We start from the raw sequence: 14,985 nt of genomic DNA, 5'->3' as shown, positions 1-14,985 counted from the left end.
TGCGGTCTTTAGTTGAGTCGAGAGCGTGTTGGCTGCGGCCTGAACGTGAAGCAGCCGAAGCAGACCGCAAAGGAATGAGGGCAATGTCAGAAGGAACACCCGGAACACCCGGAAAACTCAAACTCGGCATGGTCGGCGGTGGGCAAGGCGCATTTATCGGCGCGGTGCATCGAATCGCGGCGCGGCTCGACGACCGGTTTGAACTGGTGGCGGGCGCGTTGTCGTCCGATCCGCAGCGCGCACAAGCGAGCGCCGTCGAAGCTGGTATTGCGCGCAGCTATACAGACTGGCGCGAGATGGCGCGTGCCGAAGCCGCCCGCGACGACGGTATCGACGCCGTCGCGATCGTCACGCCAAATCATCTGCATGCACCAGTCGCGACGGCTTTTCTCGAAGCGGGCATTCATGTGGTGTGTGATAAGCCATTGGCGATTTCGTTGGCGGAGGGCGAGGCGCTGGCGAAACTCGCTCGCGAGAAGAACAGGTTGTTCGCGCTGACGCATACGTATTCAGGCTATCCGCTGGTGCGCCATGCTCGCGAGCTCGTCGAACAGGGCGAGCTCGGTGAAATACGCGTGGTGCAAGTCGAATACGCGCAGGACTGGCTGGCTGAACCAATAGAAACGCGCGGCACGAACAAGCAGGCGGGCTGGCGCACCGATCCGTCGTTGGCGGGTCCTGCGGGTTGTCTCGGCGATATCGGCACGCATGCGTATCACCTTGCGGCCTTCATTACGGGGATGACGCCGTCGTCTTTATCGGCAGAGCTGCATACCTTCGTGCCAGGACGTCGTATCGACGACCACGTGCAAGCGATGCTGCGCTATCCGAACGGCGCGCGCGGCATGCTGTGGGCGAGCCAGGTGGCGAGTGGCGCGGAGAATGCGCTGCGTCTGCGGGTGTACGGGACGAAAGCGAATCTTGCCTTCGATCAGGAGAATCCGAATGAATTGTGGATTACGCCGCTCGGCGGGTCGGCTGAGCGACTGACGCGCGGACGTGTGAAAAGTGCGATCGCTGCGCATGCGACGCGTGTGCCGCAGGGACATCCTGAGGGTTATCTGGAAGCGTTCGCGCAGTTGTACAAGGATGCGGCGTTACAGATCGAAGCGTTGAATGCCGGTCAACCGTTGCCCGCTGAAAGCCTGCTGCTCACAACGGTGGATGACGGTGTGGCGGGCCTGCGCTTTATCGAGGCAGTGTTGGCAAGCAGCGTTGCGGACGGTCAGTGGCAAGAGATCGCGAATGGCTGAGCGGAGTGGCGGAGCCGCCGGTCCTGGATTCAGTGCGACCCGCCGCCGCTAAAAGCGCTGCGTCGCCGTCGCACGCCACCGAGCCACGTCCTCAACCGCCCTTGCTCTTCTTGATCTGTTCTTCAAAAGCAATATCGAGTTTGCTCGCCTTGCGCGGTTTCGGCGGCCCGAAACCGTCGACGAACTTGACGAAATCGTCGAGCGTCAGCGGATCGGAGACTTTCTTGTCGGTACCGCTCGATTTATCGACGAGATAAAACAGGCCGCCGGACAGGCTGATCGCCGCGAACTGCGGATTGCCGCTGCGGGTTTTCAGCCGCTCGACGGCGTGGATGGCTCGGGTGGTGCGCATGATGGAGGACGGCTGGTCGGGGAAAGACTTCTACTGTAGCAACTTCGCGCGGGGCGCGCGAAGTTGCGTCATTGCGCGGTCTTATCCGTGATGCCGTGATCCTCCACGGCGTATGCCTTGCGTCTGAACTTGCGCCGCAGCCAATCCGCCCAATCCTCCAGCACCGTGTAGACCACCGGCACCACCACCAGTGTCAGAATCGACGACGTAATCACGCCGCCGATTACCGTCTGCCCGAGCGGCCCGCGTTGCTCGCCGCCTTCGCCAAGCGCCGCCGCCAGCGGCAGCATGCCGAAGATCATCGCCAGCGTGGTCATCAGAATCGGCCGTAGACGCACGCGCGCCGCTTCGAGCAGCGCTTCACGCCGCTCCATGACGCGCCCCTTGCCGGACGCATCGAGCAAGGTGCCGCGCCGCGCCTGATTGGCGAAGTCGATCAGCAAAATCGCGTTCTTCGTGACAAGACCCATCAACATCACGAAGCCGATGATCGAGAACATGTTCAGCGTACTGCCGAACAGCAGCAGCGCGATCAGCACACCGATCAGGGTGAGCGGCAGCGACGCCATGATGGCGAGCGGTTGCGCGAAGCTGGCGAACTGCGACGCGAGAATCATGTAGATGAAGATCACCGCGAGCGCCAACGCCTCCACGGCGTACACGAACGACTCGTTCATGCTCTTGGTCGAGCCTTCGAATCGATAGTGGTAGCCGGCCGGCAGATGCATCGCTTCGAGCGTCTTCGCGACGTCCGCGGCCACTTCGCCGGGCGAGCGGCCATGCACGTTCGCCGACAGCATCACCTCGCGCTGCAGGTCGCGCCGGTTCAACACGTCGGGGCCAGTTGTCTTGACGATATCTGCGATCTGCCGCAGCGGCACCAGCACGGGAGCACCGTTCGCGTCGGTGCGGTTGGTGGCGATCATCAGCCTGGCCAGATCGTCGACGTCCTCGCGTTGCGAGCGCGGCAGGCGCACGCTGACGTCGTAGTCCTGGTCGTCGGGCGCGCGCCACGTGCTGATCGCATCGCCGGAGAGCAGCGGCCGCAACGCGGTGCCGATATCGGCCACACCCACACCGAGATCGGACGCCAGTTCGCGCTTCACATTGATCGCGACAATCGGCTTGTCCGCCTTGAGACTCGAATCGAGATCGACGAGCCCCGGGATCTGGGCCATCCGTGCCTGAGCCGCATCTGAAAGCCGGCGCAGTTCGCCGATGTTGTCGCCCTGCAAGCTCAACTGGATCGCTTTCGTGCTGCCGGCGCCGTCCGGCATGCCGATTTCGGTGACCTTCACGCCCGCGACCGAGGCGAGCCGAGCGCGAAACGCATCGTTCAATTCGACCACGCCACGCGTGCGGTCGCGCCGGTCTTTCAGTCGCACGGTGATCAGCGCCGTGTTTTTGCCTTGCGTATCGCCCGAGTTGACCGTTGCGTAGCTGAAGCGGACTTCGGGATAGGTGGCGAGAATCGTCTGCACCTGTTTTACTTTTTCCGAGGTCGCTTCGAGCGAGGTGCCCACCGGCGTGTTCAAGCCGATCTGCGTTTCGGAGAAGTCCGCATTCGGCACGAATTCGGTGCCGACGAACGGCACCAGAAACAGGCTGCCGAAAAACGTGGCCGCCGCCACGACCAGCGTGATTGCGCGGTGCTTCAGCGACCAGCCGAGCAGGCGCTGGTAGAACGCGGTGAGCCGGTCGATCTGTTTGTCGAACAGATGCAGCGAACGCTCCATGACGCGCCCATAGCGAAAGCCCTTTCGGCCAGTGTCCGCGTCGTGCAGATCGGGGTCCGGCCAGATGGAAGACAGCATAGGATCGAGCGTGAACGACACGAACATCGAGATCAGCACGGCGGCGGCCACGGTGATGCCGAACTGATGGAAGAAGCGGCCGATGATGCCGCCCATGAAACCCACCGGCAAAAAAACCGCGACGATCGAAAAGGTGGTCGCCAGCACGGCGAGCGCGATTTCCTTGGTGCCGTCGAGCGCGGCGGTGCGATGATCCGCGCCGAGTTGCACGTGCCGCACGATATTTTCGCGCACCACGATCGCATCGTCGATCAGCAAGCCGACGCACAAAGACAGCGCCATGAGTGTGATCACGTTGATCGTGAAGCCGCACGCATACATCACGGCGAAGGTGCCGATCAGCGCGATCGGCAAGGTGAGACCGGTGATCACCGTGCTGCGCCACGAGCCGAGGAACAGGAACACGATCAGCACGGTCAGTAACGCGCCTTCGAGCAGGGTGCGCTTCACTTCGTTGACGCTTTCCTCGATGTTGATCGCCGAATCGTCGGTAATGCTGAGTTTGACGCCTGGCGGCAATTGCGGCTGCAGAAGGGTGACGGCGTCACGCACGCCATGGGCGACATCCACGGTGTTCTCGCCCTGCGCCTTGATGATCGACAGGAACAGCGCGCGCTGCCCATTCAGCAAGGCCATGCTGTCGGGCTCCTGCTGGCCGTCCACCACCTCGGCGACCTGATCGAGCGTGACGGGCTGGGTGGCGGATGTCGCTGTCGGAATCGCCGACTGCGCGCCGCGCCGCGCGACAATGATGCGTTTGAAGTCGTCAGGCTTCTCGAAGCGGCCTTTGACCTGCACGGTCTGCTCGATATTGCGCGAGGTGAGCGGTCCGGCCGGAATCTCCTGATTCTCGTTCTGCACAGCGCGGATCACCTGGTCGACGCCGATCGAAAGCGCCTGCAGCTTCTGCGGATTCACGTCGATTTGCACCTGCCGCTTCACGCCGCCCACCAGCGACACCGAGCCGACGCCGCGCACGGTTTCGAGCCGCTTGCGCACGATCTGATCGGCGACTGTGGTGAGATCGCGCGTGGACAGCGACGCGCCCGGCGCGTTCGAGATCGCCACGGTGATGATCGGCATGTCTGCCGGGTCATAGCGCAGCACGCGCGGGTCCTTCACGCCGTCGCGCAGATCGGGGCGGATCAGCGCGATCTTGTCGCGCACGTCCTGGGCGGCCTGCACCGCGTCCACCGAAAGATCGAACTGCACGATCACGACCGACTGCGCGTCATACGAACGCGAGGTGATTTCGTCGATGCCGCTGATCGTGTTGACCGCTTCCTCGATCTTGCGCGTGACATCCGACTCGACCGATTCCGGCGACGCCCCCGGATACGCGGTCTGCACGACCACGACCGGAAACGCGATGTCCGGGAACTGATCGACTTTGAGCCGCTGATAAGAAAACAGCCCGATGACGAGAAGGGCCATCATCATCATCGTGGCGAGCACCGGGTTGCCGATGCTGACGCGGGTGAACCACATAGGCGAGGGCTCCGGTCAGCGTGCGCTGTTTGTGCCCGGCACGCTGGCCGCTTGCGGGGAGGTATTCCCAGCCTGGGCCGGTTGCACCACATGCACGGTGCTGCCGATCCGCAATGAGCCGAGATTGTTCTTCACGATCTGCCGGCCAGACACCAACGGGCCGCCGGCGATCTCGGTCCATGTGCTGCCGTCGGCATCGCCGGTTGCGCCGGTCTCCACTGTCTGCTCGACCAGCTTGCCGCTAACGAGCGCGTAGACGCTGTGTCGCGTGCCGTCTGTGCGAATCGCGCCGGCGGGGACGACCAGCACGTCTTGCCGGTTGCCGACCGAAATCGTGCCGGTGCCGAACATGCCGACCCGCAGCGTGCCCGACGGGTTGGCAACCTGCACATACACCATGATCGAACGCGAGCCGGCTTGCGCCGCCGGATTGATGCGTGTGATCGCACCCTGAACGGGGATGTCGATGCCGTCGAAAGCGATCTGGATCGGCTGGCCGATCCGCACGCGGCCGATCTCGCCGACCGGCACCGGAGCTTCCAGTTCGAGCGTGCGCAGATCGACCACGTCGAACAGCTTGGTATCGACGGCAACTTTCTCGCCCGGTTCGACCGAGCGCGAGGCGATCTGTCCGTCGAGCGGCGAGCGCACAACGGTGTCGTCCAGCGACAGATTCGACGACGCCAGCGCCGCCTTCGCCGCATCGAGATTCGCGCGGGCGATCTGATACTGGCTTTGCGCGGTGTCGAAGGCGTTTTTCGAAATGAAGCCTCTTTCGACCAGCACGCGATTGTTGTCGAGCGTCTGTTTGGCGATGTCGAGCTGGCCGGCCATGGCGGCCATCTGGCCGCGCGTCTGCTCGGCGCGGGCGACATAATCGCGGGCGTCGATCTTCGCGAGAATCTGACCGGTCTTGACCGGGTCGCCTTCGCGCACCATGACGTTGAGCGCGGAGCCGGCCACTTTCGATTTCACCGCGGCTTGCGTGACGGCGCGCAGCGAGCCCGTCAGCGGCAGTGTTTCGGAGAGGGTGCGGCGGCTGACGGTGGTAAGGTCGTCAGGCGCGAATTCGACGACGGAAGAGGGAGCCTCGACGCTGGCGGCTTCTGCGCCGTTGCGCTTCCTGATGGCGTGGCCGATCGCGACGGCAAGGATCACGACGGCTATAACGGCGGCGATGACGACACGTTTTCTGGTTTTTAGCATGCGCGGTCTGACGGACTTCACGGGCTGGCGAGCGGCGGCGGCCTTGTGGTCGCAAGGCGCCGCGCGCTCGCACGGAATCGGCGAAATTAGCCTGTGCCTGCGCTCACTGCAAGCTGGCCGTCAGCATGGTACACGCAGCTTGCAAGGCGCGCGCCGCCCGATTGGTGTGCTCGATCAAAGGGCATGCGCATTGATTCAAATGTGACTCGCCCGGGCGGTGTGGGTGCAAGCGTCACGCGCGGCTCGCCAGCCATGGAAGACGCCACGCGCATCCGCACTTACTGGCTCAGATACACGAATTTGCCGTTCCTGATGATACCCATCACGCTCGCGCGCTGATCCAGACCGACGTGGTCCTTCGGGCTTGTATTGACCACACCGTTCGGCACGACCAGTTCATGTGCGCGCTCCAGTTCGTCGCGCAACGCAACGCGGAAAGCCGGCGTGCCCGGCTGCGCTGTCTTCAACGCCCGTGCGACGGCGTCCTGCAAACGCGGATACACACCTGCCGCATCGCCCGCGAACTGCGTGACGCTGCCCGGGCCGTATTTCGCTTCATATTCGTTGGTGAACGCGAGCGCCGCTTTCTTCGCCGGATGGTCGGCCGGTAGCGTGCGCGCCACCACGACCGGCTGGGTCGGGAACAGCGTGCCTTCCACGTCCTTACCGCCGAGTTTGATGAACTCGGGCGTGGCGATGCCGTGCGTCTGATAGATCGGGCCTTTGAAGCCGCGTTCGATCAGCGTGCGTTGCGGCAGCACGGTCGGCGTGCCGGCCCCGGCGATCAGGATCGCGTCGGGTTTGGCGGCCATCAGTTTGAGGATCTGGCCGGTGACGCTGGCGTCGGTGCGGTTGTAGCGCTCGGTGGCCACCAACTGGATATGCCGCAAAGCCGCGAACTTGCTGAACTCATTGAGCCAGCTTTCACCATAGCCGTCGGCGAAACCGATGAAGCCGACCGTCTTCACGTTGTGGTTCGACATGTAGCGCGTCATCACGTCGGCCATCGCGCTGTCGGTTTGCGCCATCTTGTAGGCCCATACCTTCTTGCCTTCCTGCGGCTCGACCACACTCGCCGAGCCGATCAGCGTGATCATCGGCGTCTGGTTTTCGGCAACCGGATCGAGCGCGGCCATCGCGGCCGGCGTGATATTCGGGCCGACGATCACGTCGACGTGATCTTCATTGATCAGCTTGCGGATGTTGCGCACCGCGTTGCCCGGGTCTGAAGCGTCGTCGAGGAAAATGTAGTCGGCTTTCTGGCCGGCGATCGTGGCCGGCCACATCAGCATCGCGTTCTTGCTCGTGATGCCGATCACGGCCGCCGGGCCGGTGCTCGACAGATCGATGCCGACCTTGATGTCGGCCTGTGCTGCGGTAGCGAGCAAGAGCGCGCCGAGAGCGGCCAGGCCGCTGATCTTTTTCTTATACGACTTCATCGAGGGGTCTCCGTAGCGGGAAGCGTGGTGATGTCAAAGTTCGTAGGTTTCGTGTTCGCCTTTGAGCGCCTGTTCGATCAGCTTGCGGTTCATGCTCGGCGACAGCAGTTCGACGAGCGTATACACATAGCTGCGCAGATAGGCACCCTGTTTCAGCGCGACCCGCGTCACATTGCTGCCGAACAGATGGCCGACCGGCATCGCGCGCAAATGGCGGTCGCGCTCGGCGTTGAACGCGATATCCGCCATGATGCCGACGCCCAGACCCAGTTCCACATAGGTCTTGATCACGTCGGCGTCGATCGCCTCCAGCACGATGTCCGGATGCAACCCGCGCAGGCGGAACGCCTCGTTGATCTTGGTGCGGCCGGCGAACGCGTTGTCGTAGGTAATCAGCGGATATTGGGTCAGATCATCCAATGACAAAAGTTTGCGGTCGAGCAGCGGATGATCCGGCTGCATCACGGCGACGTGATGCCACTGGAAGCAGGGTAGCGAGACCAGTTCCTTATAGTTAGCGATCGCTTCGGTAGCGATGGCCAAGTCGGCCTGGTCGTGAATTACCATTTCGGCGACCTGCGTCGGGCTGCCTTGCAGAATTGAAAGGTGAACTTTCGGGAAGCGCTTCTTGAATTCGGCGATGGCGGCCGGAAGTGAGTAGCGCGCCTGCGTGTGGGTGGCGGCGATCACCAGGTTGCCCTGATCCTGGGCCGCGTAATCTTTACCGACCCGCTTGAGGCTCTCCACCTCCTGCAGAATCCTCTCAACCGACTGAAGAATGATGCGTCCCGGCTCCGTCATGCCGCGCACGCGCTTGCCGTGCCGCGTGAAGATTTCGACGCCCAGTTCGTCTTCCAGCTCGATGATCGCCTTGGAGACGCCCGGCTGGCTTGTAAACAGGGCTTTGGCCGCTTCGGTCAGGTTGAAATTCTGCCGCACAGCCTCGCGGACGAAGCGGAATTGATGCAGGTTCATATATAACCTCTCCGCATATCAAAAGAATTTTTTAGTCGTTTGAAATATAAGGCGAGTTTATTACGATCTGTCCATCTTTTTCAATATGGATATCTGTATTTGTCATAAGCAAATGAGAGATAGGTCTAAACCCTAGCTCGCAAGCGCTGACAAAGGAGATGTCCGGAGCGCGTCGCAGCCGCAGCGACCCGTGTAACGCAAAAAATTGGGGTCCCCGAATGTACCAATACGATCAGTACGACCAGACCATCGTCGATGAACGGGTTGCGCAATACGCCGATCAGGTTCGCCGCCGCTTGTCGGACGAATTGAGCGAAGAGGAGTTTCGTCCGCTGCGCCTGCAGAACGGCCTGTACATGCAGCGTCACGCGTACATGCACCGCATCGCGATTCCGTACGGCAATCTGCGTAGCGACCAGATGCGCGTGCTGGCCCAGATCGCGCGCGAACACGACCGCGGCTACGGCCACTTCTCGACGCGCTCGAACATCCAGTACAACTGGATCAAGCTTGAAGAAACGCCGGAAATCCTGCGCAAGCTTGCAGCGGTGCAGATGCACGGCATCCAGACCTCGGGCAACTGTATCCGTAACATCACGGCCGACCAGTTCGCGGGCGTGGCTCCAGATGAAGTGGTCGATCCGCGTCCGTGGGCAGAAATCCTGCGCCAATGGTCGACGTTCCACCCGGAATTCGCCTGGCTGCCGCGTAAGTTCAAGATCGCCGTGTCGGGTTCGAAGGAAGACCGCGCTGCCGTGCAGATTCACGACATGGGCGTGTATCTGAGGAAGAACGAGCAGGGCGAGCTGGTGGCCGACATTCTGGCCGGTGGCGGCATGGGCCGTACGCCGATCATTGGCGCGGTCATCCGCCGCGACCTGCCGTGGCAACACCTGCTGACGTACTGCGAAGCCGTGCTGCGTGTGTATAACCGCTATGGCCGCCGCGACAATATGTACAAGGCGCGTATCAAGATTCTCGTGAAGGCGTTGAGCCCGGAGAAATTCTCGGCGCAAGTCGAAGAAGAATGGCAACACCTGAAGGACGGTCCGTCGACGCTGACGCAAGCCGAAGTCGACCGCGTGTCGCAATACTTCCAGCCGCCGGTGTATGAAAAGCTGGCCGACACGGATGCATCGTTCGAAAAGCATCTGCTGGAAAGCCGTGCATTCGCGCGCTGGGTCGAACGCAATGTGCGTCCGCACAAGGTGACGGGTTATTCGTCGGTCACGTTGTCGCTGAAGCCGACTACGATCGCCCCGGGCGACGCAACCGACGCGCAAATGGAAGCGGTTGCCGATTGGGCCGACGAATACTCGCTCGGCGAAATCCGCGTGTCGCACGAACAGAACCTGATTCTCGCGAACGTGAAGAAGCATGACCTGTTCGCGCTGTGGGAAAAGGCCAAGGCGCAAGGTTTCGCAACGCCGAATATCGGCTTGCTGACCGATATCATCGCGTGCCCAGGCGGCGATTTCTGCTCGCTCGCGAACGCGAAGTCGATTCCGATCGCGCTGGCGATTCAGGAGCGTTTCAACGATCTCGACTACGTGTACGACCTCGGGGACGTGTCGCTGAACATTTCGGGCTGTATCAATGCCTGCGGTCACCACCACGTCGGCAACATCGGCATTCTGGGCGTCGATAAGGACGGCTCGGAGTGGTATCAGGTGACGCTCGGCGGCGAGCAGGGTACGGGCGCCACGGGCGCGCATCTTGGCCGCGTGATCGGCCCGTCGTTCTCGGCGGAAGAAATGCCGGACGTGATCAGTAAGGTGATCGATACGTTCGTGGAGAATCGTCACGAAGGCGAGCGCTTTGTCGAAACGTACAACCGCATCGGCATGGCTCCGTTCAAGGAACGTGTGTACGCCTCGCGTCAACCGGCTCACGCGTAACCGCGAAAAGGATACTGAACAGATGGCTTCTATCATCAAGAACCGCGCGATCGTCAACGACGACTGGACGGTGGTGCGCGCCGCTGAAGACGGCACGCTGCCCGCAGTCGATACCTTGCCCGCCGGCAAGGTGCTGGTGCCGCTCGCGCTGTGGCAAGTTGGGCGCGATGCGCTGATCGCTTCACGCAGCACCGCGGAAATCGGCGTGTGGCTCGCGCCGGATAGCGAACCGGCGGATATCGTCGGCGACTTCGACACCATCGCGCTGATCGGCGTGGACTTCCCGGTGTTCCGCGACGGCCGTGGCTATAGCATCGGCCGACTGTTGCGCGAGCGTTATGGCTACAAGGGCGAACTGCGTGCGATCGGCGACGTGCTGCGCGATCAACTGACGTTCATGTTCCGCTGTGGCTTCGACGCCTACGCACTGCGCTCGGACAAGGATTTCGACGACGCGCTGAAGGCTTTCGACGAATTCAGCTTCAACTATCAGGGCGCGGTGAACTCGTCGCCGCTGTTCCGCCGCCGTGAAGCGGGTGAACTGGCGAAGGCCCCGGCATGAGCGGCGCGCAATCGGCACAATCGTTTACGCCGGAACTCGCCGCGAAGCTCGAGCGCCTCGATGCGCTGCTCGATTCGATCGCCGCGCGTCACGCGAACGTCAAGCTCGCCAGCAGTCTTGCCGCGGAAGACATGCTGCTTACCCATGCGATTCTGTCGCGTGGCGTGAAGATCGGTATCTTCTCGCTGAACACGGGCCGTCTGCATGCGGAAACGCTCGGCATGATCGATCGCGTGAAAGAGCGCTACGGTTACGACATCGAGCAGTTTCATCCGCAAGCGGCCGCGGTGGAAGAATATGTCGGCTCGCACGGTCTGAACGCGTTCTATGAAAGCGTCGATCTGCGCAAGCGCTGCTGCGAGATCCGCAAGGTCGAACCGTTGAACCGCGCGTTGTCGGACGTCAGCGCGTGGGTGACGGGCCAGCGCCGCGAGCAGTCGGTGACGCGTGCCGAACTGCACGAGGAAGAACACGACGAAGCGCGCAACATCGCCAAGTTCAATCCGTTGACGGACTGGACCGAAGCCGAAGTGTGGGACTATCTGAAAGCGTTGGACGTACCGGTCAATCCGCTGCATGCGCGCGGTTACCCGAGCATCGGCTGCGAGCCTTGTACCCGCGCGATCCGTCCCGGTGAAGACAGCCGGGCAGGGCGCTGGTGGTGGGAGTCGCGCGATACGAAGGAATGTGGCCTGCATATCACCACGATTACGCCGATTCCCGTTAGCATCGGCGAGAACGCTTCGGCATAAAGCATTCAGGCGGTTCGGGTCTTGGTTTTTGGCCCGAACGCCGCACATACCGATTTGAATACTTCCGCCTGGGGCCGCCAACCCGCCCAGGCGAATCAACGAAGGACCCAAACATGAGCACCACGCTCGATTCCACTGTGAATGCACCGCTTACCAACACGGCGAACCGGATGGATCACCTCGATTGGCTCGAAGCCGAGTCGATTCACATCCTGCGCGAACTGGTCGCCGAATGCAGCAAGCCCGCACTGCTGTTTTCGGGCGGCAAGGATTCGGTCGTGGTGCTGCACCTCGCGCTGAAGGCCTTTGGCATTGGCGCAAATCGCAAGACCGTGCTGCCGTTCCCGCTTGTGCATATCGACACCGGTCACAACTACAGCGAAGTGATCGACTTCCGCGATCGCCGCGCGAAAGAGATCGGCGCTGAGCTGGTGGTGGGTCACGTCGAAGATTCGATCAAGCGCGGTACGGTGCGTCTGCGCCGTGAACTGGATTCGCGCAACGCCGCGCAAGCCGTGACGCTGCTCGAAACGATCGCTGAACATGAGTACACCGCACTGATCGGCGGCGCACGCCGCGACGAAGAAAAGGCCCGTGCGAAAGAACGGATCTTCTCGTTCCGCGACGAATTCGGCCAATGGGACCCGAAGGCACAGCGCCCGGAACTGTGGAGCCTGTATAACGCGCGTCTGCACAACGGCGAACACCTGCGCGTGTTCCCAATTTCGAACTGGACCGAACTCGACGTGTGGCAATACATCGCCCGCGAACAGCTCGAACTGCCGTCGATCTATTACGCGCATCATCGTGAGATCGTGCGTCGCAACGGCCTGCTCGTGCCGGTCACACCGCTTACGCCGATGCGTGAAGGCGAAACCAGTGAAACCGCGCTGGTACGTTTCCGCACCGTGGGCGATATTAGCTGCACGTGCCCGGTGGAAAGCGACGCCGATGATCTCGAGAAAATCATTGCGGAAACGGCCGTGACCGAAATCACGGAGCGCGGCGCGACGCGGATGGACGATCAGGTTTCCGAAGCCGCGATGGAACAGCGTAAGAAGCAAGGTTATTTCTAAGCACACGACGAGAGCAATGCAAATGAATATTCATCAACCAGAAGATCTCGGCGTGCTGCGTTTTATTACGGCGGGTAGCGTCGACGACGGCAAGAGCACGTTGATCGGCCGCCTGTTGTACGACAGCAAGGCGGTGTTGAGCGACCAGCTTTCGGCACTGTCGCGCGCGAAGAATAAGCGTACTGTTGGCGACGAAATCGATCTGTCGCTACTGACGGACGGCCTCGAAGCCGAACGCGAGCAGGGCATCACGATCGACGTCGCTTACCGCTATTTCGCAACGGCGAAGCGCAAGTTCATCATTGCTGACACGCCGGGCCACGAGCAGTACACGCGCAACATGGTGACGGGTGCATCGACGGCGCACGCGGCGATCATTCTGGTCGACGCAACGCGTGTGACGTTCGTCGACGGTGTCGCGCAATTGCTGCCGCAAACCAAGCGTCATAGCGCGATCGTGAAGCTGCTCGGTCTGCAGCACGCGATCGTCGCGATCAACAAGATGGACCTCGTCGATTACAGCGAAACGCGCTTCAACGAGATTCGCGATGCGTATGTCGAACTCGCGCGTCAACTGGGTCTGAACGATGTGCGTTTTGTACCGGTGTCGGCGCTCAAGGGCGACAACATCGTGACGGCTAGTGAAAGCATGCCGTGGTATGCAGGCGAGCCGTTGCTCGATCTGCTCGAAGCGTTGCCGGTCGATGTTCCGACGGGTCAGGCGCTGCGCTTCCCGGTGCAATGGGTCGCGCGTCAGGACGGCAGCCAGGCCGACGACTTCCGCGGCTACATGGGCCGTGTCGAAGCAGGCGAGGTGAAGGTCGGCGACACGATCGTCGTGCTGCCGGCGAACCGTGAAGCGACGGTTGCCGAGATCATCGCACCCGTGACGGGCGGTACGGCGGCGGTGGATCGCGCGTTTGCGGGCCAAACGGTTACGATTCGTCTGGCGGAAGACGTCGACGTGTCGCGCGGCGACACGTTCGTGCTGCGCGAAGAAGCACCGGAGCCGGCGAAGAAGCTGGAGGCCGACCTGTGCTGGTTCGACGACACGCCGCTGTCGACGCAACGCAAGTATTTGCTGAAGCAGACCACCAACACGGTGTTCGCGCGGATTGGGGCGATCAAGGAAGTGCTCGACGTGCATACACTGTCGCAGGCGACCGATCGCAAGGATCTGACGATGAACGACATCGGCCGCGTATCGCTGACGTTGCAAAAGCCGCTGGTGTGCGACGTGTACGATTCGCATCAGGGCACGGGCGCATTCGTGCTGATCGACGAGGCGACGCATCACACGGTTGCGGCCGGGATGATTCGGGCGTTTTCGGCCTGAGTGACTGGCTGGACGATTGACTCGACGTCGCGCTCTGGGTTTTGCACGAACCGGACGAAAGGGATTGAGGCAAATGGGTAAGGTGTATCTGATCGGTGCGGGGCCCGGGGCCGCGGATCTCATCACGGTGCGCGGCGCGCGGCTGCTCGGCGCGGCGGACGTGGTGCTGCACGACGCGCTGGTCGAACCCGCGATGCTCGACTATGCGCCGGCTCATGCGCGGCGGATTGCGGTTGGCAAGCGCTGTGGACAGCTTTCGACTGCGCAGCAGTTCATCAACAAGCAGATTGTCGATGCTGCGCTTGAGCATGAGGTGGTGGTGCGCCTGAAGGGCGGCGACCCGATGTTGTTCGGCCGTGCCGATGAGGAGATGCGGGCGCTCGAGGCTGCCGGCATTGAGTATGAGGTGGTGCCGGGGATTACGGCGGCGCTGGCGAGTGCGGCTTCGCTGAAGCGGTCTTTGACGCTTCGCGGTGTGTCTCGTAGCGTGGCGTTGGCTACGCATAGCCGGGCGGCCGATTCAGAGGCGATTCGTGAGCAGGTGAATGCTGATTCGCTGGTGTTCTACATGGGGCGGGATAGTGGGCCTGAGATCGCTCAACAGTTGATTGACGCTGGGCGTGATGGCGCGACTCCCGTGGCGATTGTCGAAGCATGTAGTACGCCTCGTGAGCGGATGCTCACACTCACGCTTTCAGAGCTCGCTTGTGGTGAGGCACAGCAGTGGCTTGATGCTTCGCAGCCCAGTCTTTTGATGATCGGGGAAGCTTTTGCTGACCGGCAGCGGGTGGGGCGCTCCGCGGAGGGGGTTTTAGTCGCGGCTTGAGGTTTGGT

At 62.0% G+C, this 14,985-nt stretch carries 12 protein-coding genes; 7 read left to right on the top strand and 5 right to left on the bottom strand.

Annotation, left to right across the window (positions count from 1 at the left end):
* The first annotated feature begins 83 nt into the window (after positions 1 to 83).
* Positions 84 to 1,253 (top strand): Gfo/Idh/MocA family protein, encoded by a 1,170-nt coding sequence (locus PQR67_RS09930; protein ID WP_408457691.1) that lies wholly within the window; start codon positions 84 to 86, stop codon positions 1,251 to 1,253.
* Between the two features lie 91 nt (positions 1,254 to 1,344).
* On the opposite strand, the gene PQR67_RS09925 is transcribed toward PQR67_RS09930, so the two are convergent.
* From PQR67_RS09925 to PQR67_RS09905, 5 genes are all read right to left on the bottom strand, one after another.
* The gene (locus PQR67_RS09925; RefSeq protein WP_012432018.1) at positions 1,345 to 1,605 is read right to left on the bottom strand and encodes a hypothetical protein; all 261 of its coding nucleotides are present in this window, start codon (positions 1,603 to 1,605) and stop codon (positions 1,345 to 1,347) included.
* Positions 1,606 to 1,673: 68 nt separating this feature from the next.
* Positions 1,674 to 4,907 carry an efflux RND transporter permease subunit gene (locus PQR67_RS09920; RefSeq protein ID WP_408457688.1) on the bottom strand — a complete coding sequence of 1,078 codons (3,234 nt, stop codon included), beginning with the start codon at positions 4,905 to 4,907 and terminating at the stop codon, positions 1,674 to 1,676.
* Between the two features lie 15 nt (positions 4,908 to 4,922).
* Positions 4,923 to 6,113, bottom strand: coding sequence for an efflux RND transporter periplasmic adaptor subunit (locus tag PQR67_RS09915; protein WP_408457686.1), 1,191 nt, complete (start codon positions 6,111 to 6,113; stop codon positions 4,923 to 4,925).
* 278 nt (positions 6,114 to 6,391) lie between these two features.
* On the bottom strand, positions 6,392 to 7,552 hold the full coding sequence (locus tag PQR67_RS09910) for an ABC transporter substrate-binding protein (protein WP_408457683.1): 1,161 nt from the start codon (positions 7,550 to 7,552) through the stop codon (positions 6,392 to 6,394).
* Between the two features lie 33 nt (positions 7,553 to 7,585).
* Entirely contained in the window at positions 7,586 to 8,527 is a 942-nt protein-coding gene (locus PQR67_RS09905) for a CysB family HTH-type transcriptional regulator (RefSeq protein ID WP_408457680.1), read from the bottom strand.
* Between the two features lie 218 nt (positions 8,528 to 8,745).
* Between PQR67_RS09905 and PQR67_RS09900 the strand changes: the two genes are divergently transcribed.
* The 6 genes from PQR67_RS09900 (at position 8,746) to cobA (ending at position 14,977) form a co-directional block, all read left to right on the top strand.
* Complete coding sequence (locus PQR67_RS09900) at positions 8,746 to 10,425, top strand: nitrite/sulfite reductase (protein WP_408457678.1); 1,680 nt, start codon at positions 8,746 to 8,748, stop codon at positions 10,423 to 10,425.
* A gap of 22 nt (positions 10,426 to 10,447) precedes the next feature.
* Positions 10,448 to 10,987, top strand: coding sequence for a DUF934 domain-containing protein (locus PQR67_RS09895; protein ID WP_408457675.1), 540 nt, complete (start codon positions 10,448 to 10,450; stop codon positions 10,985 to 10,987).
* The gene (locus PQR67_RS09890) at positions 10,984 to 11,739 is read left to right on the top strand and encodes a phosphoadenylyl-sulfate reductase (protein ID WP_408457672.1); all 756 of its coding nucleotides are present in this window, start codon (positions 10,984 to 10,986) and stop codon (positions 11,737 to 11,739) included. Before PQR67_RS09895 ends, PQR67_RS09890 begins: the two co-directional genes overlap by 4 nt.
* A 113-nt stretch (positions 11,740 to 11,852) precedes the next feature.
* Positions 11,853 to 12,815, top strand: a complete 963-nt coding sequence (cysD, locus tag PQR67_RS09885; protein ID WP_408457669.1) for a sulfate adenylyltransferase subunit CysD — start codon at positions 11,853 to 11,855, stop codon at positions 12,813 to 12,815.
* 22 nt (positions 12,816 to 12,837) lie between these two features.
* Positions 12,838 to 14,151: a sulfate adenylyltransferase subunit 1 gene (locus PQR67_RS09880; protein ID WP_408457666.1), complete on the top strand. Its 1,314-nt coding sequence runs from the start codon at positions 12,838 to 12,840 to the stop codon at positions 14,149 to 14,151.
* A 73-nt stretch (positions 14,152 to 14,224) separates the two neighbouring features.
* A complete protein-coding gene (gene cobA / locus PQR67_RS09875) occupies positions 14,225 to 14,977 on the top strand; it encodes a uroporphyrinogen-III C-methyltransferase (protein WP_408457664.1) in 753 nt (250 codons plus the stop codon).
* Positions 14,978 to 14,985 lie beyond the last annotated feature (8 nt).

It is taken from the genome of Paraburkholderia fungorum, from assembly GCF_046026025.1.
GTDB lineage: Bacteria > Pseudomonadota > Gammaproteobacteria > Burkholderiales > Burkholderiaceae > Paraburkholderia > Paraburkholderia fungorum_E.
This window is presented reverse-complemented; position numbering and strand designations above follow the sequence as displayed.

Excerpts from the sequence above, each read along its gene's own strand:
- PQR67_RS09930 (WP_408457691.1), top strand. The coding sequence starts at position 84 with ATGTCAGAAGGAACACCCGGAACACCCGGAAAACTCAAACTCGGCATG.
- PQR67_RS09925 (WP_012432018.1), bottom strand. The coding sequence starts at position 1,605 with ATGCGCACCACCCGAGCCATCCACGCCGTCGAGCGGCTGAAAACCCGC.
- PQR67_RS09920 (WP_408457688.1), bottom strand. The coding sequence starts at position 4,907 with ATGTGGTTCACCCGCGTCAGCATCGGCAACCCGGTGCTCGCCACGATG.
- PQR67_RS09915 (WP_408457686.1), bottom strand. The coding sequence starts at position 6,113 with ATGCTAAAAACCAGAAAACGTGTCGTCATCGCCGCCGTTATAGCCGTC.
- PQR67_RS09910 (WP_408457683.1), bottom strand. The coding sequence starts at position 7,552 with ATGAAGTCGTATAAGAAAAAGATCAGCGGCCTGGCCGCTCTCGGCGCG.
- PQR67_RS09905 (WP_408457680.1), bottom strand. The coding sequence starts at position 8,527 with ATGAACCTGCATCAATTCCGCTTCGTCCGCGAGGCTGTGCGGCAGAAT.
- PQR67_RS09900 (WP_408457678.1), top strand. The coding sequence starts at position 8,746 with ATGTACCAATACGATCAGTACGACCAGACCATCGTCGATGAACGGGTT.
- PQR67_RS09895 (WP_408457675.1), top strand. The coding sequence starts at position 10,448 with ATGGCTTCTATCATCAAGAACCGCGCGATCGTCAACGACGACTGGACG.
- PQR67_RS09890 (WP_408457672.1), top strand. The coding sequence starts at position 10,984 with ATGAGCGGCGCGCAATCGGCACAATCGTTTACGCCGGAACTCGCCGCG.
- cysD (WP_408457669.1), top strand. The coding sequence starts at position 11,853 with ATGAGCACCACGCTCGATTCCACTGTGAATGCACCGCTTACCAACACG.
- PQR67_RS09880 (WP_408457666.1), top strand. The coding sequence starts at position 12,838 with ATGAATATTCATCAACCAGAAGATCTCGGCGTGCTGCGTTTTATTACG.
- cobA (WP_408457664.1), top strand. The coding sequence starts at position 14,225 with ATGGGTAAGGTGTATCTGATCGGTGCGGGGCCCGGGGCCGCGGATCTC.